Origin of the sequence: uncultured Sneathiella sp. (assembly GCF_963976355.1) — a bacterium.
Classification (GTDB): Bacteria; Pseudomonadota; Alphaproteobacteria; order Sneathiellales; family Sneathiellaceae; genus Sneathiella.
Genome location: NZ_CAXBKA010000001.1, coordinates 683633 through 710213 on the forward strand (window position 1 = coordinate 683633; position 26581 = coordinate 710213).

Below are 26581 nucleotides of genomic sequence, written 5' to 3' on the forward strand. Positions count from 1 at the left end.
AGGAGCCGATATGGCGGGACTGCGACTTGCCTTTATGGGAACGCCGGCGTTCTCCGCCCATATTCTGAGAGCTTTGATCGGTTCGTCGCATGATGTGGTTTGTGTTTATTCCCAACCACCACGCCGGGCGGGTCGCGGGAAAAAAATGCTGCCCTCTGCCGTTCAACAACTGGCGGAGAATGAAGGGATTCCGGTCCGGACGCCGGTGTCGCTGAAAGCTTCGGATGTTCAGGCGGATTTTGCAAGCCTACGGCTGGATGCGGCTATCGTGGTTGCCTACGGGCTGATCCTGCCGAAACCGATCCTTGAAGCGCCAAAATATGGATGCCTCAATCTGCATGCGTCCTTGCTGCCGCGATGGCGCGGGGCAGCGCCGATCCAGCGGGCCATTATGGCAGGTGACCGGGAGACGGGAATTGCCGTGATGCAGATGGAAGCAGGGCTGGATACCGGACCTGTCCTGAGCGAGACAACGGTTCCTATAACCGCAAAAGCTACCGCTGGCTCACTCCATGATACCCTCGCAGAGGAGGGAGCAAAGTTGCTGCTCGAAACACTTGGGCATCTTGGGGATGAAAGTCTGGTGGCCAGGCCACAGAGCGAAGAAGGCATTACCTATGCCGAGAAAATCTCGAAATCCGAAGCGAAAATTGACTGGACGAAAAGTGCCATCGAACTCGATCGTCTGATACGCGGACTTCACCCAGCTCCCGGTGCATTCTTTGAACATGACGGACTGCGAATTAAAATAATTTCCGCGGCGCCGATTAATGTTTCCGGGAAGTCAGGTGAAGTTCTCGACGGACAGCTGACCATCGCTTGTGGTGAGGGTGCGCTGGCGCTGGAGATGGTCCAGCCTGCCGGAAAAGGCCGGATGAACGCTGCGGCATTCCTCAATGGCCATCCCATTCGCCAAGGAGAGGTTCTTCCCTGATGCCGTCATATCGCATCACTATAGAATATGACGGAAGAGAACTGGTTGGCTGGCAGCGACAGAAAAACGGTCCGTCGGTACAGCAACATATCGAAGAAGCAATATATCGCTTTTGCGGTGAGGAAGTGCGTATCCAGGGCGCGGGTCGCACCGATGCGGGCGTTCATGCTCTGGGGCAGGTGGCCAATTTTGAACTGGCCTCCGTTCGTAAACCGCAAGTTGTCATGAATGCCCTTAACCAGCATCTGAAGCCGGCGCCGATCGCGATCCTTGAATGCAAGGAGGTGGATCAGGCGTTCAACGCCCGTTTTGACGCGACCAAAAGGTATTATCTTTATCGGATCATGAATCGCCGGGCGCCGCTTACTGTGGATGCGGGGCTTGCATGGCATGTTAAGCGGGAGCTTGATAGCGACGCCATGGCAGATGCGGCAAAAATTCTTCTGGGTCGTCACGATTTTACCAGCTTCCGGGCGGCGGCATGTCAGGCCAAGTCCCCGATCCGTACGTTGGATGAATTAACGGTTAAGCGGCATGGGGAGGAAATCCGGATACGAGCAACTGCCCTTTCCTTCCTGCACAATCAGGTGCGATCCATGGTGGGCAGCCTTTCGCTCGTCGGGACGGGACAGTGGTCCAAGGATGATCTAGCCGCGACGCTGGAGGCGCGCGATCGGCAGCGCGCTGGACCAAATGCACCGCCCTACGGCCTTTACCTTACAAAGGTCGAGTATAACTAGGACGCGGCGGTAAACAGCCAGTCAGCAAAAGTAGCCTGTATCAGGATCACTACAAGAAACTCGATGAAGGCAAAGCCAACGGCCATGCCGCCTGCCACATTGAGAGTGATACGTATGATATACCAGAGATAGGCGTAGGTTATGATTATAAACACGAGGTTTATTCCGGAGGCGAGTTCCGCCGGCAGGATGCCGTTTGCAATAATGGACAGCGGAAACCAGACAATAATCAGGGCGAGCTGAACCCAGTTATAGACGATGACGAATACGCTGTATCTGTCCGAAAATCCCATGAAGCGTGCCAGAATGGCCATGACCGCAAGATAGGCCCCCCAGCTAATCCAGAGAGCAAAGCACAACAGGATAAGAAACGAGACCAATGACGTTTCTGTCCCGATTGACTTGTAGTCAACCGCGTTCTCGAAAACGAACAGAGGAACGGCAAGGAGCATCGCGGCAAAGGAATGATAAAATCCTTCCGTCGAAATATTGAAATAGCTAAGAGCGTCGGGGTTACGACGCGCCAGCATATAGGCACCGTAGAGGGAGCTCGTGATTTCACGGAGGCTTACCACCCGCTTTTCCGAAAATAGCTTCTTAAAATATCCGTATAGATATCTGTCAGAGCTTCGACATCCGCAACACTAGCGCGCTCATCAATTTTATGCATGGTCTGGCTGATCAGCCCAAACTCGACCACCGGGCAGTGGTCCTTGATGAAGCGGGCATCAGAAGTGCCGCCGGTTGTGGAGAGTTCCGGCTTCCGCCCGAGACGCTTTTCAATAGCCGCGACGACAAGGGCGCTGAAATCCCCCTCAGGCGTCAGGAATGGGGATGAGTTTTTGCTGCACTCCAGCTCATAGCCGCATCCACGGGCTTCAGCGGTCTTGTCCAGCACCGCACGCACCGTTTCCTCAAGGGAGTCGAGGCTGTGATGGGTGTTGAAGCGGATATTGAAGGTCGCCTTCGCAGCCTTTGGAATGACGTTGGTTGCCGTATTGCCGACATCAATGGTGGTGAATTCCAGATTGCTGGGCTGAAAATGCTCCGTCCCATCGTCAAGGTCAAGGGCGCCAAGGGCCCCGACCATCGCCGCAAGATGCGGAACGGGATTATCCGCGAGATGCGGATAGGCCACATGACCTTCCGTACCAGTAACTGTCAGGTATCCCGTAAAGGAACCTCGCCGTCCGATCTTGACCATATCTCCAAGCTCGGCCGGATTGGTCGGTTCACCCACGATGCAATGATCTATTCTCTCGTCATTGGCAACCATCCAGTCAAGAACCTTGCGTGTGCCGTTAATGGCCGGGCCTTCTTCATCGCCGGTAATCAGCAGGCTAATGGACCCATCAAACTGTCCATCTGTTTCCTTGATGAAACGCTGCGATGCGACGGCAAATGAGGCGACAGCGGCTTTCATATCGGCCGCGCCGCGGCCAACGATCATTCCGTCCCGGATGGTGCCATCGAAAGGATCAACGCTCCAGTTGTCGGGATCGCCGACAGGGACCACATCCGTATGGCCGGCAAAACAGAAATTGGGTGCGCCGGCGCCATAGCGGGCATAGAGATTTTCGACGTCCGGTGTATCTGCATCGCTGAACGTCAGGCGGTGGCAGGTAAATCCTGACTTCTCAAGTGCATCCTGAAGAACATCAAGTGCTCCAGCATCCTTTGGCGTAACACTCGGGCATCGCATCAGGGACTGAGTGAGCGAGATAACATCCATGTCTTGAGCATTTTTATTCATAGATGTCCTTTACCGTTCGCCGGGGGCAATGGTCAATGGGGAAGGTTACGCTGGTTCTAAATATATATGATCTCTTGTTGCGGTTTCATGATTCTCGGGATAAGACAGCCGGACAAAAAAGAGAGAAACAAGATGTTGCCCGACACGGCCATAAATTCCAGAAATATTCGGGCGATTCTGTTCATAGTTGTCGCCATCTTCTTCATGAGCACGATGGACGCCGTGGCGAAGCTGCTTGTCGAGGCCGATTACTCCGTTCTTCAGATACTGGCAATTCGTGGCCTTGTTCTGATGCCGGCTTTATGTTTCTGGCTTTTTACCCATGGTGGACTGGGATCCATCAGGACGCGGCAATATAAGGGCCATGCACTTCGAATTGTTTTGGGGGTGCTGGCGCCACTGCTGTTTTTCCTGTCGCTGAAAAAGCTGCCACTCGCGGATGCGACGGTGATTTTCTTCGTCTCCCCCTTTGTGATGACGGCACTTTCGGTTCCGCTGTTTAAGGAGAAGGTCGGCATCCATCGCTGGAGCGCTATCGTCGTCGGTTTCATGGGGGTTTTGTTCGTCATGCAGCCGACCTCGGGACTGTTGGAGATCGAAGCATTCATGGTTCTTGGCGGAAGTCTCTGCTATTGCGGTATCATGCTGACGGGACGTGTTCTAAGCCGGACCGAAACGACTTTTACAATTATCTTCTACAGCAATGTCGGACTTATGCTCATTACAGGCGCCATGGCGCTGTTTACATGGGAGCCAATGCCGCTTCAGGACATCGGGCTTGTCGTCTTGATGGCGCTCTTGTCTCTCGCCGGGAATATTTGTCTGATCAAGTCATTCGCATCGGGAGAAGTCGGTGTGATTGCTCCCTTTGAATATACAGGGCTGCTTTGGGCCGTGTTGCTCGGCTTTTTCGTTTTTGGCGATTTTCCGGCGGTCAACGTCTGGATCGGCGTTGTCATCATCGCCGGAAGCGGGCTGTATATGATTTACCGCGAAAATTTAAAGCACGGAACAGACCGGCAGGGATAGCCCCGCCGGTTCAGAATTCATCAATCGCGCAAAAGTTCATTGATGGACGTTTTTGACCTCGTCTGCTCATCGACGGTTTTTACAATGACGGCGCAATAGAGGCTCGGTCCGGGAGATCCGTCAGGAAGCGCTTTCCCCGGCAGGCTGCCCGGCACGACAACGGAATAGGCCGGGACGCGGCCAATATGAACTTCACCGGTGTTGCGATCGACGATCTTTGTCGAAGCACTAATGAAGACACCCATTGAAAGAACAGAGCCTTCTTCGACGATCACCCCTTCGACGATCTCGGACCGGGCGCCGATGAAACAGTTGTCCTCAATGATAACCGGATCGGCCTGAAGCGGCTCCAGGACGCCGCCAATACCCACGCCGCCGGACAGATGAACATTCTTGCCGATCTGGGCGCAGGAGCCGACGGTCACCCAGGTATCAACCATCGTGCCGCTGTCCACATAGGCGCCGAGATTGACAAAGCTTGGCATCAGCACAGCCCCGGGGGCGATATAGGCACTCTTGCGGACAACACAGTTAGGTACGGCGCGAAAACCGGCTTCACGGAACCTGTTATCACCCCAGCCTTCAAACTTGCTCGGCACTTTGTCCCACCAGTGAGAATTGCCGCCGGGGCCACCGGAGATCATTTCCATGTCATTGAGACGGAAGGAGAGCAGCACGGCCTTTTTCGCCCACTGATTGACAACCCAGCCGTCACTTCCCTTCTCAGCAATCCTTAGCTCACCATTATCGAGGGCATTCAGGGTTGCTTCGACGGCGTCGCGCACCTCTCCTGTCGTGGTAGTGGAAATCTTGTCCCTGTTGTCCCAGGCGGCGTCAACGACCGGTTGCAGTTCGGCTAATGTCATGGCTTATTCCTGAATTCTGGTTAATATTCGTTCGCGAGAACATACCCGCCCTCCGGCAGAAGTCAATTAGCCGAAATGGGATTTTTCATATGATGTTATTTCGGTCCGCAAGCAGCTCGGTCAGCCATCGTGCCAGATCATCCGTCTGGTAATGGATATGGTCTCCCGCCGCGCCTGCGGTTGACCAATGGGCATCGTTCGGTATCCAGACGGTTGTCATTCCCATGTCATGAGCTGGAGCAAGATTGATGGCCATATCTTCAAACAGAACCGCTTTTTCCGGATTGATATCAAGCTCCAGTACAAGTTTCTCATAAACCGGCTTGTGTGGCTTTGGTTTGTAATCCGCCGCTACGATATCGAATATATGCTCGAAATGATGATCGATTCCGAGCTGGGAAGACACATTCGTGGCGTGATAATGTGAGCCATTGGTGAAGATGATTTTCCGCCCCGGTAATTGTTCAAGCGCGGAACCCAGTTCCGGTGAGGCCGCCAGATCGGAGACATCAATATCATGAACATAGGTCAGGAAATCCGTTGGATCGATATCATGATTTTGCATCAACCCGTTAAGTGTTGTGCCATGTTCATTGAAATATTGTTTCTGCACGTTCTTTGCTTCAACGAGATCGACATTGAGGAACTCTGAGATGAACTCTCCCATCTTCACATCGATTTTTGCGAAAAGGTTGGATTTTGAGGGATAGAGCGTGTTGTCGAGATCGAAAATCCAGCAGTCAATATGCTCGAAATTTTTCCAGAGGGGAAGTTTTGTCATGAGAAGACTTTGCCGTCCTTTGTCATTGGCGACAAGCCCTAATCTGGCATCTGGAACAAATTCATTGCCGAGAGCCCGGACAATGTCTTTAAGGCCCCGTTAAGCAAAAGTTATTATAGTCGCGAATTATGAGATGGGTAATGATACAGCAGCGGAGGCCGGGCCTGTGAACGTGCAAGCCAAGCCAAAAAAGCCCGCTTCTGCGAGCTATGAAGACAACAAGGCGCGTGCCTTGAGCACGGACGTTGCCGTGCGCGCTGATCTTGCCGCGCGGGAAGACGCAGAACCGGAAATACTCTATTACCTGACAGATGACGAATCCGGTATTGTTCGAAGGAATCTCGCCATCAACCCCTGTACTCCGGTCAAGGCCAACTTGATCCTGGCGCAGGATGACGAAGACGATGTCCGTATGGAGCTTGCGCGGAAAATTTGCCGCCTATTGCCAGACCTGTCAGGCGAGCAAACGGCCATACTTCTTGAGAAAACGATTGAGGTACTCAATATACTTGCGCGCGACCAGGAGGCGGCAGTAAGGGCTATAATCTCCGAAAGTCTCAAGGACAGCATCGATGCGCCAAAGAACATTGTGATGACGCTCGCGCAGGATATCGAGGAAATTGTCTCAAGCCCGATTTTGGAATACTCGCCGCTGCTATCGGATAACGATTTGCTGGAGATTATGGCAAGCGGGATTGCCGCCGGCGCACTGCCTGCAATTGCACGGCGTCAGGGGATAGGCGAAGATGTTTCCGGGGCGGTTGTCGCACAGCTGGAAGTGCCTGCGGTATCGGCTCTGCTGGCAAATCCGTCGGCCAAAATCCGGGAGGAAACTCTGGACGAGATAATGGATCAGGCAGAGGGGATTGAACCACTTCATGAACCGCTTGCAATGCGTCTAAATCTCTCGCTCCGGGCGATACGGCGAATTGCCGGTTTCGTCGGGGCGTCACTCGTTGAAAAGCTGGTAAGCCGCCACAACCTTCCCGCAGCAACGGAGAAAGAGCTAAAAAGTATTATCCGCAGACGGATCGATCAAACTAAGACATTCTCGGAACAGCCAGAAGAGTCCGGCAAAACCTTTGCAGAGAGGTTGTTCGCAGACGGGGCGCTGAATGAAGAGAAGGTGGCAGATGCTGTTGATCTCAAGGATCAGGACTTTGTTGCCACCGCATTGTCGCTGCTTTGCAAGTACAGCCAGAAACGGGTGAAAGCGATGTTGGCATCGCGCAATGGCAAGGTTGTTACCTCGCTTTGCTGGAAGGCGGGGTTATCGATGCGCTTGGCCTTCAAGATTCAGACCGTTATCGCCCAAGTTCCCCGCAGGGAAATCGTCAACGCCCGAAATGGCATTGAATATCCCTTTACAGAAGAGGAAATGGACTGGCAGTTGTCTTTCTACGAAAGCTAGGGTCTAGATCTGCTCATCCGTGATCATGGTGCCGACACCATGTTCGGTAAAGGTTTCAAGCAACAACACATGTGGAATGCGGCCATCCAGAATGGTGGCGGCATCGACCCCTTCTTCAAGGGCGAAAAGGCAGGTTTCCAGCTTCGGAATCATGCCGCCGGCAATAGTACCATCTTTTTGCAGTTTCTTGACTTCCGCAGGACTGAGGCGGTTGATCAGCTTCTTGTTCTTGTCCAGAACGCCTTCCACATCCGTCATCATGATCAGTTTGGAGGCCCCGATCGCAGCGGCGATATGCCCGGCCGCTGTATCCGCATTGATGTTGAACGTTTGCCCGTTTGCGCCAACGCCGATGGGGGCGATAACCGGGATCAGATTGTTCTCTTCGAAGCTTTCCAGAATCTCCGGATTGATGTGGGATGGTTCGCCGACAAATCCCAGATCAAGAATCCGCTCGATATTACTGTCCGGATCACGCTTTGTCCGGGTCAGCTTCTGTGCCTCGATCAAATTGCCGTCTTTGCCGGAAAGTCCGATTGCGAGCCCCCCGGCGGAATTAATAGAGGTGACGATTTTTTTGTTGAGAGAACCCGACAGGACCATCTCGGCGATTTCCACCGTTTCCTTGTCTGTTACTCGTAGGCCGTCGATGAAGGAGCTTTTGATTTTCAGCCGTTCCAGCATGCTGCCAATCTGGGGGCCGCCGCCATGGACAATGACCGGGTTGATTCCGACCTGCTTCATCAGGGCAACGTCTCGCGCGAAATCCTGTGACAGCTTTTCATCGCCCATGGCATGGCCGCCATATTTGATAACGAATGTCTGCCCGCTAAACCGATGCATATAGGGCAGGGCCTCGGACAGGGTCCGCGCTTTTGCAAGCTGTTCCTCGACAGTCAGGGGTTTATCACTCATATTTCTTTACCCAATCTCTTCTGCCATCGCGGCCAGCTCTGCCCGGAGTTCCTCGATCCCGATCCCTTTTATGGAACTGGTGAGCATAATTTCCGGATGGGCCGCCGGACGCTTTGCGAGTTCCAATTCTATTTTTTGTGTAAGCGATTTCACGTCACTTTGATTGCTTTTGTCAACCTTTGTCAGAATGATCTGATAGCTGACGGCGGCGACATCCAGCATGTCCATGACTTCCCGGTCTGTCACCTTAAGGCCATGTCGTGCATCAACCAGAAGCAGGACCCTACGCAAGGTCGAGCGGCCCCTCAGATAGCTGTTCACCAAGTCTGTCCAGATATCGATTTTTTCCTTGGAGGCCTTGGCATAGCCATGACCCGGAAGATCGACCAGATGCATGCGCCCGCCGAGTTCAAAGAAATTGATCTGCTGGGTGCGCCCCGGAGTGTTGGAGGTGCGCGCAAGAGTGTTTCGGTTGGTCAGCGCATTGATCAGGCTGGATTTTCCGACATTTGAACGACCGGCGAAGGCAACTTCCGTCAGATCGAGCTCCGGTAGCATTTCCTCTTTCGCGGCGCCGGCGACGAACTTGCATTCCTGTGCGAAAAGGTGCCGCCCGGCCTCGATGCGTTCTGCAGAGATGTCATCGCTGTTCGGTTCCGTCCCGCTTGTCATGGGTGCGACCGTTTCAGCTTTTCTCACCGGGATGAGTTACGGAAACACCCATACGCTTCATAATCAGCCATTGCTGGGCCATGCTGAGAATATTGTTCCATGTCCAGTATATCACCAAACCGGCCGGGAAACTGGCCAGCAGGTACGTGAAGAAAATGGGCATGAACAGGAAGATTTTCGCCTGTACCGGATCCGCGGGCTGCGGGTTGAGCTTTTGTTGTAAAAACATGCTTAGGCCCATCAAAAGTGGCAAGAAGCCAACCATCAGGACCTGTGGCGGATCCCAGGGAATAAGCCCGAATAGATTAAAGACAGTTGTCGGATCCGGTGCCGACAAATCCTTGATGTAGCCATAGAAAGGCTGATGCCGCATCAGAAGTGTAACGAACAGAACCTTGTACAGCGCAAAGAAAATGGGAATTTGCAGCAGAATAGGCAAACAACCCGCCGCCGGGTTGGCTTTCTCCCGTTTGTAAAGCGCCATCATCTCCTGATTGAGCTTTTGCTTATCGTCGCCGTACTTCTCGCGGAGCTTGACCATTTCCGGCTGCAGGCGCTTCATCTTGCTCATTGAGACGTATGACTTATGCGCAAGGGGCAACAGGATTGTCTTGATAATGACGGTCAACGCCATGATAGCGAGACCGAGATTCCCGATCCAGCTGTTGAGAAATTCCAGAGCGAAGTAGATTGGTTTCGTCAGGAAGTAGAACCATCCCCAGTCAATCGCGAGATCGAAACGGCTGATCTTGTATTCTTCTTCATAAGTATCCAGGACCTCAACGACCTTCGCGCCGGCAAAGAGATGGTTGGTAATACCGACAGTTTCCCCATTTGGGACGTTAATGCCCTCCTGGTTCAGGAAATCCGTCTGATAGCGGGCGCCTTTCTGAGCGTAGGAAAAGCGTGCCTTGATGTTCGTATTCTGATCCGGAACAAGCGCTGTCAGCCAGAACTTGTCTGTAATCCCTAGCCAGCCGCCGGTGGAGCTGAAATTCTGGCCCTTACCTTCCTGAAGATCATCGTAATCAATCTCTTCAAGCGTATCGTTCAGAACACCAATCGGTCCTTCATGAAGGATGTAGAAGTTCGTCGTTTCGGGCGTTCCATGACGGGATATAAGGCCGTAAGGATAAAGCGTAACCGGTTCACCGGTGTTGTTTTCAATCATCTGTTCGATTGAAAACATATAATGTTCATCAATCGAGATTGTCCGATGGAAAATCAGGCCGTCGCCGTTATCCCAGGTCAATTTGAGCGGCTTTTCCGGTGTAAGCTCGGTCGCGTCTGTACTCCAGATCGTTAGTGAATTCGGAAGATTGATGCTGGCTCCGGGCGCGGGGCTCCAGCCGAATTCCGCATAGTAGGGGCGCGGGCTTCCTGCCGGTGACAGTAATTTGATTTCCGGGCTGTTTGGATCAATTGTCTCGCGATAATCGATCAGTGTCAGATCGTCCATTCGCGCACCCGTCAGAGAAATCGAGCCATGAAGCGCCGGCGTGTTAATTCTGACGCGCTCCGCCTTCTCAAGGCTTTGTGCACGGGTCAGCGAATCCTGTTCGGCTGAGCCAGGCGCGGCTGGTATGCGCGCTCCCTCGGCGGCTGCTGGAACCTGGGATGATGCTTCGTCAGCGGAGGTTGCCGATTGTTGCTGCTGTTGCTCTATTTGCGGACTTTCAACGAAGTACTGAAACCCGAAGATAATCAGGAAACAAAGAACGATCGCAATGATCAGGTTTTTCTGATCTGACATTATTACAGCCCTAACGTTTTAATCAATGCTGGCGCGACGGAGATTGGCTCGCGCGCCATGGTGACAATTTTCATGTTTATGTTTATGCGGTACCGGATCAAACCCTTCGCCGCCAAGCGGATGGCATCGGCCCAAACGGCGCAATGTCAGCCAACTTCCCTTGACAGGACCGTGAACAGCAAGAGCCTCAATAGCATAGGATGAACAGCTGGGATAGTAGCGGCAGTTTGCCGGAATCAAGGGAGAGATAAAATAGCGATATACTCTGATCGGGGCACTCATCAAAGCTATCAGAAGAGCCTTTATCATTTGCTCCCTCCTTGCTCATTCGAACGCGCGCCGACCTTGCCAAGTGACTTGCGAAGATCCTGCAGCAGGTCGTCATATTTCCGGAGCCTGGTCGCGTTGCGTCCGATCAGAACCAAATCCCAACCATTATCGGCGTATTCAGGAATGACTTCCTGAGCAACGGCCCGCAGGCGCCGCTTGATACGGTTGCGAACAACTGCGTTCCCGACCTTTTTTGTCACGGTAAACCCGACGCGGACACCATCGGTGCCCAGAGGGTCAGGATGCCGTGCGGCTTGCAGCACCATTCCAGGTGCGGCCCATTTGCGACGAACAGACGCCACGCGGAGAAAATCCGCGCGTTTTTTCAGTCGTTCGACGCCGACCGGCATTGATTAAGCTGAAAGGCTCTTGCGGCCTTTGGAGCGGCGGTTGGCAAGAACCCGGCGACCGCCGACAGTTGCCCGGCGGGCACGAAAACCATGGCGGCGTGCGCGAACAAGTTTGCTCGGCTGATATGTACGTTTCAAGAGACTTCTCCGTCGATCATCCGCGCCTCGTCGCGCGAAGGGAAAACAAGCCCCGCTGTATAAGGTTTCTCCCACATGAAGTCAATGCAGGAGATGAATTTTGACGGTTTCCGGCAGACGGGGGTTCACTTCGGCTCACTTTTGGGTGAAAGGGGCTTTCGAAACTATCGATGATCCATAAGTTTCGATAAGTTTTATTGTTGAAACAGCATGTCAAAGGGATATGCCATTGTACGCTTCATTTTGTCGCAGGGACGCGGTCTGTGCTAGGTTCGGACAAATGGAAGCCAGCATCGCAGGCAAAGGTCGAATCATCAATGAATAAGTCAGCTGACCAAAAACAGGCGACTGGAAAAGGGGTTTCGGTAAGAAAACTGATCCCAATTCTATTTATTCTGTTAGCAATCGGTGCATTTTTTATCTTCGGCCTGGATGAATATCTGACGTTCCGGGCGTTGAGTGAAAACCGGGACCGGCTGATAAATTTTGTGACGGACAACTACGTTGTGGCGGGCCTACTTTATGTAGGGCTCTATATTGTCGTTGTGGCGTTGTCCCTTCCGGGAGGGCTGCTGATGACGGTGACCGGCGGCTTCTTGTTCGGGTGGCTGGCGGCCGGGTTCATGACGGTGTTTGCCGCAACTGTTGGCGGCACCCTTCTATTCGTGATCGCTGCGACGTCGCTGGGGGAGCCTTTGCGAAAGAAGGCGGGCCCTGCTCTGAAAAAGCTGGAGGCGGGATTCGCTGAGAATGCGCTCAATTATCTTCTGTTTCTTAGGTTGGTTCCCATATTCCCCTTCTGGCTGGTCAATATCGCCCCGGCCTTTCTTGGTGTAAAGCTTCGCACCTTTATTGTTGGCACGGTAATCGGTATTATTCCGGGGACATTCGTTTTCGCCTATCTCGGAGGTGGACTGGACAGTATTATCCGGGAGCAACAGGCCGTTTACCGGGCATGTGTCGATTCTGGTCGAACCGATTGCATGCTTGATTTCCAGATAACATCCCTGGTGACGCCGGAGATCATTCTCTCCTTCTGCGCATTGGGGGCCATTGCCCTTCTGCCAGTTGTTATAAAGAAGCTTCGCAGGCAAAAGACATAACGAACAGGAATTCGCCGAATGGTAAAACAGATAAAGACGGACATTTGTGTCATCGGGGGCGGGTCCGGCGGCCTTTCCGTTGCGGCGGGGGCAAGCCAGATGGGGGCGAAGACCGTCCTTGTCGAAGGTGGTAAGATGGGGGGGGATTGCCTCAACTACGGATGTGTCCCGTCAAAGGCGCTCTTAGCCGCCGCAAAAAAAGCAACGAGTTTGAAAGATGCTGCGGACTTTGGTGTCAGCGGTGCCGTGCCGGAAGCCGATTTCCCGAAAGTCATGGATCATGTGCGGGATGTAATTGCCTCAATCGCGCCGCATGATTCGGTGGAGCGGTTTGAAGGACTTGGCGTTGAGGTACTGCAAGGATTTGGACATTTTATCTCGGAATTTGAGTTGGAGGTCAATGATGTCCGTGTTAAAGCGCGGCGTTTTGTCATTGCAACCGGATCCCGCGCCACGGCACCGCCTATCCCGGGGCTGGAGGAAGCGGGCTATCTCACCAATGAAACAATATTCGAGAATCGCATAAAGCCGGATCATCTGATTATTATCGGCGGCGGACCAATCGGTCTTGAAATGGCGCAGGCACACGCCCGGCTGGGCTCCCGTGTCACCGTGCTTGAGGCATTCAAGGCATTCGGGCGGGATGATCCTGATTTAAGCAAAATTGTTCTAGCAGAACTCAGCCGCGACGGCATCGATATTCGAGAAAATGTTAAAATCGCGAATGTCATGAAGGATGAGGCGGGGACCTATCAAGTCTCTCTGGATGAAGGAGAGATAGCAGAGAAACTGACGGGATCTCATTTGCTGGTGGCGGCGGGTCGCAAGGCGAATGTGGAGAATCTCAACCTTGAGGCGGCCGGTGTTGAGTATACACCAAAAGGCATTACGGTTGATTCCAGGCTTCGCACGTCAAACAAGAAGATATCCGCCATCGGCGATGTCGCGGGGGGCTATCAATTCACCCATGTCGCCAATTATCATGCGGGAATCTTTATCCGGAATGCGTTGTTCCGATTGCCGGCAAAGGTAAATTACAGCGCTGTACCCTGGGTAACCTTTACGGATCCTGAGCTTGCCAATGTCGGCCTGAATGAGGCGGCGGCGCGGGAGCAATATGGGGACAAGATCAAGGTTCTCACATTTCCGTTCTCGGATGTTGATCGCGCCCGGGCCGAGCGCCAAACTGGCGGCATGATCAAGGCGATCACAACAGGCAAAGGGCAAATACTGGGCGCGGGGATAGTCGGCCCTCATGCCGGGGAATTGATCCATCCCTGGGGCCTCGCTATCTCGGGGAAGCTGAAAATCGGCGCCATGGCGAGCTATATCGCGCCCTATCCGACTTACGGCGAGATAAGCAAGCGGGTCGCGGGAAGCTATTACACACCGAGCCTCTTCAGTTCCAGAACCCGGGCGATTGTCAAGTTTCTCTCTGTCTTTGGCTAACACGAAACGATAACGCGTTCGTTATCGCAGTTGATTCGGATTTTGCTCAATTCAAGCGCATTCTCCCCTGAAGCAATCGATTGCTTTTGGAAGTCAACAAGTCAAAACAGGAGAGAATCATGTTCAAGGAAGTTTTAACGGCTGCGGCGATTGCCTCAATGGCGTCAACTGCCGTCATTCCGGGTGCTGTCGCGTCTTGCGCCCCGAAGAAAGCCTGTAATGCCTGCGCGGCAAAGAAGGCATGCAACCCGTGTAACCCATGTGCGGCCAAAAAGGCATGCAATCCCTGTAATCCATGTGCGGCCAAAAAGACCTGTAATCCCTGCAACCCTTGCAAGGCAAATCCCTGCGCAGCCAAGAAAAGCTGATAATCGGAGCATAAACGGATCTGGCGTCACGGGCGCCAAATTTGAAAAGCGGGTGGGTATCATTAAGTTGATACCGGCCCGTTTTTTTGATCTATTCTAACATATGGCTCTTATTGGAAAAATGGTCGCGCCCTTTCGAAGTCTATCGGCAAGATTGCTGATACTGACGCTTCTTTTTGTCATGCTGGCGGAAGTTCTTATTTTCGTTCCGTCCGTTGCCTTTTTCCGGTTGAACTATCTGGTTAAGAAGACGGAGTTTGCCCATTTGGCCACCCTCTCTCTTCTGGCATCGCCGGACAACATGGTATCCGATGAACTCCGGGAGGAATTGCTGTTTCGGGTGGGTGCGCGCAGTGTCGTCCTGCATGGGGCAAACTCCCGGCTGTTGATCCTGAATGAGCAAATGCCTCACAGCATTGATGCGGAATTCAACCTCGCGGACCAGAATCCGGCGCTGCTGATCGAACATGCCTTCATGAGCCTGATGGTGGGGCCTGACCGGATCATCCGTATCATCAGTCCGATTGAGAATGAGCCGAACTCATCGCTTGAAGTGGTCATTGATGAAGCGCCTTTGATTGACGCCATGTATGACTATGCCTGGAACATTTTCTGGCTCTCCCTGATAATTTCCACGCTGACGGCATTACTCGTCTATCTGGCGCTGCATTGGTTAATGGTGCGCCCGATGCGGCGCTTGAGTGAGAGTATGATCGCCTTCCGCCGGGCGCCGGAAGACGTCAGTACCGCGCTTGTCCCGTCGCGGCGGCGCGACGAAATCGGTGTCGCCGAGCGGGAACTTGAAATTATGCAGACGCGCCTTCGTTCAGCCCTGACACAGAAGCAGCATCTGGTCGCCCTTGGAATTGCCGTCACCAAGATCAGTCACGATTTGCGTAACATTCTCTCTACTTCACAAATCGTGAGTGACAGCCTTTCCGAGATAAAAGACCCGAAGGTGCAAAAAATTGTGCCGCGGCTGATGACCAGTATCGATCGCGCGATCGACCTGTGTACACAAACGCTCAAATATGGACGGGCGGATGAGCGGGAGCCCAAAAAGGAACGCTTTCTTCTGGAGCCGCTGGTGAATGAAGTTAAGACCTCCGTCGGGTTGAGAGAGAACAATGGCATTAGCTGGCAGAATCGTATTCCGGCGGGGCTCATGCTCAATGCGGATCGTGATCAGTTCTACCGGATATTGCTGAACCTTTCCCGCAATGCCGTACAGGCAATGGAGGGGGAGGGAACAATCGAGATTCATGCCATGCGCGCTGGCACGCGGACCCTCATCCGCATTTGCGACAGCGGACCGGGGCTCCCCGTGAAAGCCAAGGAGCATCTTTTTGAACCATTTTCAGGCTCCGCGAGGGCGGAAGGGACGGGCCTCGGCTTGTCGATCTCCCGCGAGTTGATTGTCGCTCATGGGGGGCGTATCACACTCGAACGGACGGGAGCCTCGGGAACAGTCTTCTGCATAGAAATGCCCGATTAACGCTATTTAAACTGTCTATCCGTTACTTTTCATCCCGGTAATCCATCCGTTCGGGGTGACAGTAAATCAGGATGATCTGCATGCGGGAAATGCGGTGTTTGACGATGAGCCTTCTCTTTGGAGCTGCCCTTGTGATGGGCGGCTGTTCCAGTGATGTGTTCAAGAAAGTTGACCGGAAAGTCGCGGGCTTGTTCGGCGAGTCCTGCTCCTTCACCAACCTTTCAAGCGGAAATGATTTTTGCATGACTGAACAGGAAGTTCATGTGCAGCCTGAGGTCTACTGCTACAGGACGCTTGGCTCTGTTAATTGCTATGCAGAGGAAAACCCCTACAACACGGGACGTTCCGTGCGCGTCAGGAAGGTGCCGGCCCTGGCTTCGTCAATCGGGAATCCCGACGCGACGATTGGTGAGGTTCCTGTTCAATCTGTTAATACTGACCCGATGATTAAGGAATAACCCGCCCGTATCCGGGTTTCTCAAAATGGTCTGTTTATTTACCGGATAAAGTTGCTACCTTGTCATAATAACCCGGTAAGGAGGCACGGCTGGCGATGACATGGAACCCTGAACAATATTCTCTTTTTACCGATCACCGGCTGCGTCCGGCCATCGACCTTCTGTCTCAGGTCCCATTGCATGCGCCATCTGTGATTTATGATTTGGGATGTGGGACCGGCAATGTGACCGCAATCTTGTCGCAGCATTGGAATGAGGCAGTTGTCACCGGTATTGACAATTCAGAGGATATGCTCGCCAAGGCAAAACGGGATCACCCGTCCATTGAGTGGAAGATTGGGGATATAGCTGATTTCTCTCCCACGAGCAAGGGAAACCTGATTTTCAGCAACGCGGCGCTGCATTGGCTGGATGATCATGAAAAGCTGTTTCCAAAGCTTCTTAAGCAGCTCCGTCCGGGCGGCATTATGGCGGTCCAGATGCCGAATAATTTTTCTGCCCCGTCCCATGAAACACTATACGACCTTGCGCAGTCCGCGGAATGGATTGACCGTTTGGGCTCGCTCGTCCGGCCCGCACCGGTTCATAATATCAACTGGTATTTTGATTTGCTCTCGCCATTGGTTGAAAAAATCAATATCTGGGAAACAACCTATTTTCAGGTGCTCAATGGCAAGGACGCAGTTCTTGAATGGACACGGGGCACGGCTCTTAGGCCATTTTTTGCCGCGCTTGACGGGGACGATGTTGATGCCTTCGAAAGTCAGTATGCCGAGCGTCTGCTGGAGGCATATCCGGTCCGCCGGGATGGATCGACCCTGTATCCCTTTTCCCGGCTTTTCATTGTCGTGCAATTGGCTGAGGATTAAGGCTGCTGATCAGGCCCTTATTGTGAGAGGACGACACCTTCCCGCCTGGGGTCTGCGCCTCCCTCCAAACCTTCCGGTGTCAACAGGACGCCATGCAGGCCGCTGTTAAGGTTGCGGACATTTACCTTGTATCCCATTTCCTCCAGTGTTTCTTGATGATCCGCAATGGCTGTATCCACTTCAAGATCAACGGCTCCGTTCCGGTTGACGAAATGCGGAAAATCAATGGCCTCCTGCATTCCCATTTGCCAGTCAAGCGCGGCGATCACCGTCTTTAGAACATAGCCGATGATCCGGCTGCCACCAGGCGAGCCGATCGCCATCTTTAAATTACCCTCTCCATCGAACACCATTGTTGGCGACATGGAACTGCGGGGGCGCTTGTTCGGCTGAACACGATTGGCAATCGGGCCGTCCTCTGTTTCCGGGGTAAAGGAAAAATCTGTCAGCTGGTTGTTGAGGATAAAGCCGCCGACCATCAACCGGGACCCGAATACATTTTCAACCGATGCCGTCATCGATACCGCATTTCCGGCACTGTCCAGAATGCTGAAATGGCTGGTGGACGGAAGCTCGATGGCATTATCAAGTCCGAGCGATCCCTGCTTCTGCTGCGGCGTGCCGGGCTTGAATGGCAACTGTGATTCGCGCAGTGTGATCAGATTCGACCGGCTCTTTGTATATTCAGGACTTAATAAGTCATTGATTGGAATATCAATAAAGTCCCCATCCGCGAGATATTTCTCCCGGTCTGCAAAGGCAAGCGCACTTGCCTGCGCGATGAGGTCGATCGCCTTGGCACTTCCCGGTTTAAGTGTAGGAACATCCCAGTTCTCAAGTATTCGCAGTGTCTGTAATAACGTAATACCGCCTGAGGTGGGCGGACCCATCCCGCACACTTTATGCGCCCGATATGGGGCGCATACCGGTTCCCGCTTGACCGCCTTATAATTTGCCATATCGGTCATAGACATGACGCCGGGATTGCCGTTGTCGCTGCGTACCGTTTGGACTATGTCCTCGGCAAGTGCTCCTTTATAGAAAGCGTCTGGTCCTTCATTCGCAATATGCATCAATGTTTTTGCCAAAGCCGGACTTTTAAGCCGGGTCCCGGCTGCTTTTGCCGATCCGTCGGCTTCGTAAAAGTAAGCTGCGGCGGTAGATTTGGTTTTCAAATATTTGTCGCGGTCCAGAAGATAGTGGAGGCGCGGCGAAATCAGGAATCCCTCTGTCGCATGCGTAATGGCAGGCGTAAAAAGATCCTTCCACGGCAGGATACCATGATCTTTATGGGCTTTTGCCATCATTGCAATGACGCCCGGGACACCTACCGATCCGCCGCCGACAACAGCCTCATAGAAATCTTTCTTGCTGCCATCCGTCTTCAGGAAATGAGTTTCCTCTATCGCGGCAGGGGCCGTTTCCCGGCCATCATAGGTTTCGAGTTGCTTCGTCTCGTTGTCAAAATACAGCAGGAATGCCCCGCCGCCGATGCCGGAGGATTGCGGCTCGACCAAGGTCAGCACCATCTGCGTTGCAATGGCTGCGTCAATCGCGCTGCCACCCCGGGCAAGCATGTCGCGCCCTGCTTCCGCAGCCAGCGGGTTTGCTGCGGAAATCATGAACTTTGCGTCTTGCTGCGCTTGGGCCGGTCCGCCGTGGGACAGGAATGTCAGGATCATCAGCAGAACGGGAAGGCAATATCGGTTCAGGAAGGGCAGGGCAGTGAACATGTTTCAGGCTTTCTTTATTGACGCCGCGTGGGGCACGAAGATCAGTTGACCCTCGCCATGGCCAAGGCTAACGTTGCGTAAGTAAAAACAAAAGTTGGTACCCATGAACAAACCCGGCGCCAGAAATCTTATCACAGATGTCGACGGTATAAAAATAGGCAATGCCGAAGATGTAGAGGCCATGACCGGTGTAACGGCGATTGTTCCCGATCTGGCGGCGGTTGCCGGGGTTGATGTTCGCGGTGGTGGCCCGGGTACACGGGAGACCGAAGTACTAAATCCCGACTGCCTGGTCGAAAGGGTGGATGCAGTAGTCCTGAGCGGAGGATCAGTCTTCGGGCTGGAGGCAGCCTCTGGCGCTATTATGGCGCTTGCAAAGCAGGGGCGCGGTTTTAATGTCAGGGGAACACATGTCCCTATCATTCCATCGGCTATTCTTTTTGATCTTGCGAATGCGGGTGACAAGAACTGGGGAGATATGCCGCCCTATCGCAACCTTGGAATGGCGGCGGCCGAAAATGTGCGGGAAGACTTTCCTCTTGGAAATATCGGGGCTGGTTATGGCGCAGCGGCCGGTCGTATGAAAGGCGGCCTTGGAAGTGCGTCACTGGTAAGCGACGATGGCATACAGGTGGGCGCCATCTTTGCCGTCAATCCGGTTGGCAGCGTTGTTATTCCGGGAACGCGTCATTTCTGGGCGTGGGTCCTTGAACAGCAAGGAGAATTTGGGGGGCTTGGCGCTCCTGAATTGACCGCCGACATCCCTCTCGATATGCCGATGGAGTCCCGCCTTGCGGAAAATACTACCATTGGTGTTGTCGCAACGAACGTCGCGCTTACTAAATCGGAAGCCCGGCGGGTCGCCATTATGGCGCATGATGGTCTGGCACGTGCAATTAGGCCTGTACATACCCCATTCGACGGCGATAGTATTTTTGCATTATCGACGGAGAAGAAAGAGCTGTCGGGCGCAAGGCCAATGGGTGTTGCTATGATAGGTGCGATGGCTTCGGATTGTGTCGCAAGGTCCATTGCCCGGGCCGTCTATAACGCTACAAGTTTGGGCGGGATACCGGGATATTTGTCGTAGTATTAAGCTTTTTACTAGGGAGCAAATCAAATGAAGAAATTAATTATTGCTACAGCCCTTGTTGGCGCCATCTTGGCCCCGACAATGGCTTTGGCGGCGAAAGATAGCGTAACTTTCGCCCAGCGGCTGGAACCCCCGGGGCTCGATCCGAGAACGGGCGCTGCGGCGGCCATTTCGCTCACCACACTGTATAATGTATATGAAGGCCTCACCCGCATTGATGAAACTGGCGCTGTGCAGCCAGCTCTTGCGGAGAGCTGGACAATCAGTGATGACGGTCTGACATATACGTTCAAACTGCTGGAAGGCGTTAAATTCCATGATGGCGCCGACTTTGACAGCTCGGATGTCAAATATACTTTCGAGGCCAATGCCGCGGAAAACAGCCAGAACAAGCGCAAAGACCGATTTGAGGTCATGGAAAGCATCGAAACGCCGGATGCCAGTACCGTCGTTATCAAGCTCAAGGAACGGCGCCCTGATCTGTTGGAACAACTTGGCGAATCAACGGCTGTTATCGTCGATCCGGCATCGGATGCGACAAACGCCACGCAACCTATTGGGACCGGCCCCTACAAACTCGATAGCTGGACGAAAGGTGATAGCCTGAAGCTCTCTGCTGCCGATACCTATCGGGATAAAGATAGCATCGCTATCAAAAATGTTACTATCCGTTTCATCGGAGATGGAACGGCGCGTCTTGCCGCTTTGTTGTCCGGCGATGTCGATGCAACGGATATCCCGACGGAGCTTCTTTCCAGTGACTCTCTCAAAGAGGATTTCAATGTCATTGTTGGAAATACCAATGGTGAGGTTATCCTAAGCACCAATAATGCCAATGAGGCTCTTTCAAAGCTGAAAGTGCGTCAGGCGATTGCCCATGCGATCAACCGGCAGGAAATTATCGACGGCGCCATGTTCGGTTACGGTACACCGATTGGATCGCATTTCGCGCCCCATCATCCGGATTATGTCGATCTGACGAATACCTATCCTTATGATCCGGAACTATCCAAAAAGCTGCTGGCGGAAGCGGGGTATCCGGATGGGCTTGAACTGTCACTGAAATTGCCGCCGGTCGACAACTATGCGCGGCAGGGCGGTCAGATCGTCGCCTCTCAGCTTGAGAAAGCCGGCTTCAAGATCAATATCGAGAATGTCGATTGGCCAAAATGGCTGGATGAGGTTTACAAGAAGAAAAACTATGATCTCTCGATCGTAGCTCATGTAGAGCCCATGGACATCGGTATCTACGCCCGCGAAAATTATTACTTCAACTATAACAATGAGAAGTTTAACGAGGTCGTGGCGGCGGCTGAATCTGCGGCAACACCTGCGGAGCGGACGGAGCTGTTGCAGACGGCTCAAAAGATTCTCGCAGAGGACGCGGTCAATGGATATCTTTTCCAGTTTCCGCGTATTCTGGTTGTTCGTAAGGGGCTGAATGGCGTCTGGCAGGATTTGCCGCTCTTCGCGACAGACGTTGCACGGATGTCCTGGAGCGATTAATTCCCTCGCATGGCGATAGAAAAAGCAGAACCCGCTGGCTCACACCAGCGGGTTTCTTTTTTTGAAGAAGGTAAAAACCCTTCTTTGCAGTATCAGTCTAGTTACGCGGCTACCGACTGTGCGGAACCGAGATAACTTTCCAATTCGTCTGCGCCACCGATTTTCTTGCCATCAATAAAGATCTGCGGGGTCGTTAAGGCACCGGATACTGCCCGCAGGGAGAGCATGGTTGCGTCCGTTCCTAGGACAATTTCCTCATAGCCGAGACCTGCTTTGTCAAGGGCGGATTTGGCTCTTGCGCAGTGACCGCAACCGGGTTTTGTGAAGACAGTGATCGCCTGCGGTTTCTGCGCTGACGGATCGAGATACTCAAGCATTGTATCTGCGTCGGAGACCTCGAACGGATCACCTTCGACTTCCGGCTCGATAAACATTTTCTCGACGACGCCATCATCTACAATCATGGAATAGCGCCATGACCTCTTGCCAAAGCCGAGGTTTTCCTTGTCCACGAGCATGCCCATTCCTTCTGAGAAGGTGCCGCAACCGTCCGGAATAAAGGTAATATTCTCCGCGTTTTGAACCTTTTTCCATTCATTCATGACAAATGTATCGTTCACCGACAGGCAGAGCACATCATCAATACCGCATTTCGCCAACGTCGGTGCGAGTTCGTTGTAGCGCGGCAGATGTGAAGAAGAGCATGTCGGCGTAAATGCTCCCGGTAGAGCGAATAAAGCGACCTTCTTGCCCTTGAACAGCTCATCAGTTGTAACATCCTGCCAGCTATCGCCAACACGGGTCTTAAAGGTGACGTTCGGGACTTTCTGGCCTTCCATATTTTTCATCTCTATCAACTCCAATGTTTCTGTAATTCTAAAGACAACCTTCATATAATCTCTGGCCTATTATATGCAAGTAATTTTTAGAATTATTTTAATATAATGGCGAAAGGGATTGGTTTCCCGGGTTTGGCTAATATTTTCTGCCTACTTTATTGCTGTTTATGCGGTAGGTCGTTGATAAATTTATCGCCATGATGCCAAGCCCATTTTATGAAAGACTTGTTAAATAAATAAATTGAGAAAATACGATGTAATCTATGACGGGCTTTGTAACAATAGCTATTATTAGTTCCGGGAATGCGATGGAGGAATAGGGGCATGCGAAACTTTTTAGCCGTGATGACGGGGCTTGCTGTGATGTCTGGGTCAAGTTTGGCCATGGCCCATCATCCCATGGGCGGAACGACGCCCAACAATTTCATGGACGGCCTTCTCTCCGGACTGGGCCACCCCGTAATCGGGATTGACCATCTTGCCTTTATCGTACTGGTCGGCCTTGCCGCGGTCTTCCTGAAAAGAAAATATTCAGCCCCTCTCGTCTTTATTGGCGGGACGTTGGCGGGATGCCTTTTGATCGCGAGCGGCACGGTATTGCCTTATGCCGAACTGATCATTACTGGTTCCGTCATTCTGCTGGGGGCACTGGTCATGTCGGGTCGGAAAATCCCGACTGCTGTCTATCTGGTTATTTTTGCAATCGCCGGCATTTTTCATGGTGGCGCCTACGGAGAAGCGGTCATTGGCGCCGAAGCGACGCCGCTTGTGTCCTACCTCGCAGGCTTTACCTTTATTCAATATGTCATTGCCATTGGCGTCGGTCTCATGGTCGAGAGAGTATGGCACGCTTCTGAGATGGCCGCGACAAAACCGCGTATGGCGGGGGCCGTTGCTGCGGGTATCGGGGTTGCATTTTTTCTGGAAAATATCGAAAGCATGCTTTTTTGATGAGATGAGAGCCTTAGCTGCGGTGACGCTTGGAAAACAAAAAAGCGACGGATCAAACCGTCGCTTTTCTTATATCTATGTTCGATGCGCAGTCGTTTACCTCACGTAAACATGCACCTCGTTTGATGCCACATTCGCATTTGATGTGCTTGAAAGATTAACCCGGGAGGCGGGCATCCCCATATCTGTGAGGGAGCGCAAAACCCGTTCCGCATTGCGCACGGATGTCGCCTGATTACTCGCAAGATTTCCCTGCAGTGGTGCAATGGAGACGATATCGAAATTTGCTTGCGGGCGCTCCAGCATTGCCTGGCTGACGGCGTCATATAGTGCCTGCTCATAGGCGACATCTTCGCGGTCAAAACGAATGATGACCAATGCCTGACGCTCGCTACTCGCCGTATCGGCCTTGGCTGTTTCAAGATAATTCCGTGTTCCGGCGCTGGTGCCGAGGAAGCCGCCATTCTTGATGGCGATGGAGGTATTGGTGAGGTTCATCCGCTCTGTGCCGACATAGGCTGTCTGGCGATTGATATCGTTGGTCAGCTGCGACAGCAGGCGATTTGTAAGAACTGACGTCCGGCTGGTCTCATCCTCGAGCACGGTCAGCTGGCGATGATCTTCCTCAATCGCCCCGCTCAGCTCAAATGCGGATTGCACCGATTCGAGCAAAAATCCGACTTCTCCGGCATCCCCCGCGACTGAATTGGCAAGATTGTTCATGCGGGATACATCCGCCGCAATTTCTTCCAGATCACCTTGCGCTTCATTCCATTGGCTGATCAGTATGGGATTTCCCTTTGTGGTCCCAATCTGAAGGCGTGCATTAATGGCGGCCATAGTGCCGTGGTAACGCTGCGATGTCGCCGTGGTAGAATCTTCCATTTCCTCAAACTGCGCGCTGTTCTGGTTTACGCGTGTTTGCAAGGCTCTTAAATTCTCTCTGAGTGTTTCAACCCTTTGGCCAACCACTGTCCCCGTGCTCGGCGCCGAGGTTACTTCAGGGAGTGTGAAGCGGCTCGCAGGAGCAGCGGCGGGTGCCGGAGTTGCCGCAGGTTGTGCTGCCGCCTGATCAACGCCCATTGCGGCTTTATCCTCCGCGGACAACTCCGTCTTCTCTGCCTTAGCAGGTGCCGGATCTCCGGTCAGCGGGGGCAGCAGTGTTTCATCGACGAAAGAGCAGCTTGCGACGAACAAAACGGCGCTTAGTGCAATGGGGCGGGTAAGGCTGAATACCATGATTATACAACACTCTTTATTTCTGTGCGCGCAAGAACCCGGCAGCGGGAAACAAAAAGGCTTTACCATACCGAGCGGTTTTTGTAACCGGAAAACAGTGCAAGATAGTATCTAATGAAAAGCGTGGCGACAAGAACCGATTTCGAAACAACTTTTTGCAGAAATCTGGTTTAATCGCTTGCAATGCCCCCCCCTTTTGATTAATTTCCCGATCCTCAGGCGGGCGGCAGTCGTGACATTGTCCCCGAACGTCAACAGCCAAAGTTGACCAACAAGCACCGGTAGCTCAGCTGGATAGAGCACTAGACTACGAATCTAGGGGTCGGGAGTTCGAATCTTCCCCGGTGCGCCATCTCTTCATTTCCACTGCAAATATCCTCTAAGACCTTGAAAGGTAAGGACACTTTCGGTGTTCGAAAGCCGTTATCACGGTCATAAGCTAACTGGTCTGCAAAGGCAAGTTTGAGCACTGTTTGACGGTATTCAATACTTCCATTTTCCCATATTTTCCAAGGGTTTGAGAGGAAGTTCATGGAGTGTTTGAATGTCTCTTCATAGGTATGAAGTGGCTTGCCACAATTACTGATTTTCTCTTTGAGGAGGTGTTTCTTCGTATCCAGATCGCCAAGACGTTTTTCGTATGCACGAATAGCTGAATCACTCTCAGCGTTGATCAGGCGGTCCATCGTCTTCTCTGCGTCCCGTTCAATGCGAGATACTTCTGCTTTCATGGAACTGCTACGTTCTTTTTCCTTTTCTGCTCGGTGGTCCCAAAGATCACGGAACAATGACGAGGCGAAGCTATATAAATCTTCCGAAGGCTGCAGGGATTTCAGTAAATCTTCAAATTCCTGTTCGACCTGATCCCGGCGAATTGACTTACCCTTCAGTTCACAGTCCTTATTCCGGCAGAGGTAATAGGGATGACGCTTTATCTTCCCTTTGCTCCAATTGGCAGTAAGCGGCTTGCCACAGCAACCACATAAAACAAAGCCCCTTAAAGGGAAGTCTGCGTTAATGTCTTTACGTGCAGGAACACGCGCTTTGCCATTGAGGCGCAGCTGGATCGTGTTGAAGGTCTCAAAACTAATCAAGCCTTCGTGCTTTGCTGGACGAAGCGACACATCCCATTTTGGAACCTTCAAATACCCGGCATAGAGCGGTTGTGTGAGAAAGTCTTTAACCCGCTGGTTCGTCACTTCACCGCGCGGTGTTTTTGGAAATGTCGGGTGGGTTTCGAGAAAACGCTTCACTTCCGCCTGTGTTGAAAACCGTTCACAGGCATAACCTTCTAATGCTTCTTTCAAAATCGAAGCGTTAGGTTCATCGGTATGGAGAACTTTTCCTTGTCCGGAAACACTTTTATATCGATAACCGACCGGAGCCGGAAACACCCAATAGCCGTTGAGAGTGCGCGCTCTCATGCGGTTTAGGGTTTGCTCACCATTCTTTTGCCGCTGATGTTGTGAGACGCTGGCAAGCAGGTTTTCAATGAGCTGACTGTCACTGTCCTCCCCAAATTCAATCGAAGGCGATTCCAGAATGCCACCGGACGTATTGATCGCTGCGCGGAGCTCAATATGGGCGTGAAGGCCTCTGGCAAGGCGGCTGATGTCATCTATCAGGACGATATGCGGGGTTCTGCGACGTTGGCGAAGAAAGGAAAGCATTGACTGCATGCCGGGACGATTGATCAATCCACCAGATGCATCATCCTTGAAAACCTGAACGACATCGTAACCGCGAGAAGAAGCGTATTCACGGCAACGTGTTTCCTGGGAACCTAGGCCGGTTCCCCTCAGGGTC

The 26581-nt window shown here is 52.6% G+C and carries 26 protein-coding genes and 1 tRNA gene; 13 read left to right on the forward strand and 14 right to left on the reverse strand.

Annotated elements, in window-relative coordinates:
• Positions 1 to 10: 10 nt before the first annotated feature.
• Positions 11 to 934 carry a methionyl-tRNA formyltransferase gene (gene fmt / locus AAC599_RS03300; protein ID WP_340148973.1) on the forward strand — a complete coding sequence of 308 codons (924 nt, stop codon included), beginning with the start codon at positions 11 to 13 and terminating at the stop codon, positions 932 to 934.
• Positions 934 to 1674: a tRNA pseudouridine(38-40) synthase TruA gene (gene truA, locus AAC599_RS03305; RefSeq protein WP_340148974.1), complete on the forward strand. Its 741-nt coding sequence runs from the start codon at positions 934 to 936 to the stop codon at positions 1672 to 1674. The genes fmt and truA overlap by 1 nt, the downstream gene beginning before the upstream one ends.
• On the opposite strand, the gene AAC599_RS03310 is transcribed toward truA, so the two are convergent.
• Positions 1671 to 2249 carry a hypothetical protein gene (locus tag AAC599_RS03310; protein ID WP_340148975.1) on the reverse strand — a complete coding sequence of 193 codons (579 nt, stop codon included), beginning with the start codon at positions 2247 to 2249 and terminating at the stop codon, positions 1671 to 1673. The two genes, truA and AAC599_RS03310, sit on opposite strands and share 4 nt — an antisense overlap.
• Positions 2243 to 3427, reverse strand: a complete 1185-nt coding sequence (gene dapE, locus AAC599_RS03315) for a succinyl-diaminopimelate desuccinylase (RefSeq protein WP_340148976.1) — start codon at positions 3425 to 3427, stop codon at positions 2243 to 2245. The genes AAC599_RS03310 and dapE overlap by 7 nt, the downstream gene beginning before the upstream one ends.
• Positions 3428 to 3559: 132 nt before the next feature.
• Here dapE and AAC599_RS03320 point away from each other — a divergent pair, with 132 nt between their 5' ends.
• Complete coding sequence (locus AAC599_RS03320; RefSeq protein ID WP_340148977.1) at positions 3560 to 4456, forward strand: DMT family transporter; 897 nt, start codon at positions 3560 to 3562, stop codon at positions 4454 to 4456.
• A 20-nt stretch (positions 4457 to 4476) separates the two neighbouring features.
• Here the strand turns inward: AAC599_RS03320 and dapD are convergent, their stop codons facing one another.
• Both dapD and AAC599_RS03330 read right to left on the reverse strand, forming a co-directional pair.
• On the reverse strand, positions 4477 to 5322 hold the full coding sequence (dapD, locus tag AAC599_RS03325; protein WP_340148978.1) for a 2,3,4,5-tetrahydropyridine-2,6-dicarboxylate N-succinyltransferase: 846 nt from the start codon (positions 5320 to 5322) through the stop codon (positions 4477 to 4479).
• Between the two features lie 85 nt (positions 5323 to 5407).
• Entirely contained in the window at positions 5408 to 6103 is a 696-nt protein-coding gene (locus AAC599_RS03330; protein WP_340148979.1) for a pyrimidine 5'-nucleotidase, read from the reverse strand.
• A 133-nt stretch (positions 6104 to 6236) separates the two neighbouring features.
• On the opposite strand from AAC599_RS03330, the gene AAC599_RS03335 reads away from it, so the two are divergent.
• Positions 6237 to 7514 carry a DUF2336 domain-containing protein gene (locus tag AAC599_RS03335; protein WP_340148980.1) on the forward strand — a complete coding sequence of 426 codons (1278 nt, stop codon included), beginning with the start codon at positions 6237 to 6239 and terminating at the stop codon, positions 7512 to 7514.
• A 3-nt stretch (positions 7515 to 7517) separates the two neighbouring features.
• On the opposite strand, the gene argB is transcribed toward AAC599_RS03335, so the two are convergent.
• From argB to rpmH, 6 genes are read right to left on the reverse strand one after another with little or no spacing between them, the layout of a single operon-like run.
• Positions 7518 to 8429, reverse strand: coding sequence for an acetylglutamate kinase (gene argB / locus AAC599_RS03340; RefSeq protein WP_340148981.1), 912 nt, complete (start codon positions 8427 to 8429; stop codon positions 7518 to 7520).
• Between the two features lie 6 nt (positions 8430 to 8435).
• On the reverse strand, positions 8436 to 9101 hold the full coding sequence (yihA, locus tag AAC599_RS03345; RefSeq protein WP_340148982.1) for a ribosome biogenesis GTP-binding protein YihA/YsxC: 666 nt from the start codon (positions 9099 to 9101) through the stop codon (positions 8436 to 8438).
• 13 nt (positions 9102 to 9114) lie between these two features.
• Positions 9115 to 10854 (reverse strand): membrane protein insertase YidC, encoded by a 1740-nt coding sequence (gene yidC, locus AAC599_RS03350; protein WP_340148983.1) that lies wholly within the window; start codon positions 10852 to 10854, stop codon positions 9115 to 9117.
• 18 nt (positions 10855 to 10872) lie between these two features.
• Entirely contained in the window at positions 10873 to 11163 is a 291-nt protein-coding gene (yidD, locus tag AAC599_RS03355; RefSeq protein WP_340148984.1) for a membrane protein insertion efficiency factor YidD, read from the reverse strand.
• Positions 11160 to 11534: a ribonuclease P protein component gene (gene rnpA, locus AAC599_RS03360; protein WP_340148985.1), complete on the reverse strand. Its 375-nt coding sequence runs from the start codon at positions 11532 to 11534 to the stop codon at positions 11160 to 11162. The genes yidD and rnpA overlap by 4 nt, the downstream gene beginning before the upstream one ends.
• A gap of 3 nt (positions 11535 to 11537) precedes the next feature.
• On the reverse strand, positions 11538 to 11672 hold the full coding sequence (gene rpmH, locus AAC599_RS03365; protein ID WP_161313830.1) for a 50S ribosomal protein L34: 135 nt from the start codon (positions 11670 to 11672) through the stop codon (positions 11538 to 11540).
• A gap of 317 nt (positions 11673 to 11989) precedes the next feature.
• On the opposite strand from rpmH, the gene AAC599_RS03370 reads away from it, so the two are divergent.
• Complete coding sequence (locus AAC599_RS03370; RefSeq protein ID WP_340148986.1) at positions 11990 to 12775, forward strand: VTT domain-containing protein; 786 nt, start codon at positions 11990 to 11992, stop codon at positions 12773 to 12775.
• Between the two features lie 18 nt (positions 12776 to 12793).
• Positions 12794 to 14224 (forward strand): FAD-dependent oxidoreductase, encoded by a 1431-nt coding sequence (locus tag AAC599_RS03375; RefSeq protein ID WP_340148987.1) that lies wholly within the window; start codon positions 12794 to 12796, stop codon positions 14222 to 14224.
• Positions 14225 to 14270: 46 nt separating this feature from the next.
• On the opposite strand, the gene AAC599_RS03380 is transcribed toward AAC599_RS03375, so the two are convergent.
• Entirely contained in the window at positions 14271 to 14582 is a 312-nt protein-coding gene (locus AAC599_RS03380) for a hypothetical protein (protein ID WP_340148988.1), read from the reverse strand.
• A gap of 113 nt (positions 14583 to 14695) precedes the next feature.
• Here AAC599_RS03380 and AAC599_RS03385 point away from each other — a divergent pair, with 113 nt between their 5' ends.
• The 3 genes from AAC599_RS03385 to AAC599_RS03395 all read left to right on the forward strand — a co-directional run bounded on the left by AAC599_RS03385 (position 14696) and on the right by AAC599_RS03395 (position 17414).
• A complete protein-coding gene (locus AAC599_RS03385; protein WP_340148989.1) occupies positions 14696 to 16087 on the forward strand; it encodes a HAMP domain-containing sensor histidine kinase in 1392 nt (463 codons plus the stop codon).
• Positions 16088 to 16191: 104 nt separating this feature from the next.
• The gene (locus AAC599_RS03390) at positions 16192 to 16545 is read left to right on the forward strand and encodes a hypothetical protein (RefSeq protein ID WP_340148990.1); all 354 of its coding nucleotides are present in this window, start codon (positions 16192 to 16194) and stop codon (positions 16543 to 16545) included.
• Between the two features lie 95 nt (positions 16546 to 16640).
• Positions 16641 to 17414: a methyltransferase domain-containing protein gene (locus AAC599_RS03395; protein WP_340148991.1), complete on the forward strand. Its 774-nt coding sequence runs from the start codon at positions 16641 to 16643 to the stop codon at positions 17412 to 17414.
• A 17-nt stretch (positions 17415 to 17431) separates the two neighbouring features.
• On the opposite strand, the gene ggt is transcribed toward AAC599_RS03395, so the two are convergent.
• On the reverse strand, positions 17432 to 19147 hold the full coding sequence (gene ggt, locus AAC599_RS03400; protein WP_340148992.1) for a gamma-glutamyltransferase: 1716 nt from the start codon (positions 19145 to 19147) through the stop codon (positions 17432 to 17434).
• A gap of 103 nt (positions 19148 to 19250) precedes the next feature.
• Between ggt and AAC599_RS03405 the strand changes: the two genes are divergently transcribed.
• Both AAC599_RS03405 and AAC599_RS03410 read left to right on the forward strand, forming a co-directional pair.
• Positions 19251 to 20237: a P1 family peptidase gene (locus tag AAC599_RS03405; RefSeq protein ID WP_340148993.1), complete on the forward strand. Its 987-nt coding sequence runs from the start codon at positions 19251 to 19253 to the stop codon at positions 20235 to 20237.
• 30 nt (positions 20238 to 20267) lie between these two features.
• Positions 20268 to 21746 (forward strand): ABC transporter substrate-binding protein, encoded by a 1479-nt coding sequence (locus AAC599_RS03410; protein ID WP_340148994.1) that lies wholly within the window; start codon positions 20268 to 20270, stop codon positions 21744 to 21746.
• A gap of 101 nt (positions 21747 to 21847) precedes the next feature.
• Here AAC599_RS03410 and AAC599_RS03415 read toward each other — a convergent pair whose 3' ends face one another.
• Positions 21848 to 22594 carry a glutathione peroxidase gene (locus AAC599_RS03415; RefSeq protein ID WP_340148995.1) on the reverse strand — a complete coding sequence of 249 codons (747 nt, stop codon included), beginning with the start codon at positions 22592 to 22594 and terminating at the stop codon, positions 21848 to 21850.
• 315 nt (positions 22595 to 22909) lie between these two features.
• Here AAC599_RS03415 and AAC599_RS03420 point away from each other — a divergent pair, with 315 nt between their 5' ends.
• Entirely contained in the window at positions 22910 to 23536 is a 627-nt protein-coding gene (locus AAC599_RS03420) for a HupE/UreJ family protein (RefSeq protein ID WP_340148996.1), read from the forward strand.
• A gap of 96 nt (positions 23537 to 23632) precedes the next feature.
• Here the strand turns inward: AAC599_RS03420 and AAC599_RS03425 are convergent, their stop codons facing one another.
• A complete protein-coding gene (locus tag AAC599_RS03425; RefSeq protein WP_340148997.1) occupies positions 23633 to 24775 on the reverse strand; it encodes a hypothetical protein in 1143 nt (380 codons plus the stop codon).
• A 275-nt stretch (positions 24776 to 25050) separates the two neighbouring features.
• Here AAC599_RS03425 and AAC599_RS03430 point away from each other — a divergent pair.
• Positions 25051 to 25127 (forward strand) — tRNA-Arg (locus AAC599_RS03430).
• Positions 25128 to 26581 lie beyond the last annotated feature (1454 nt).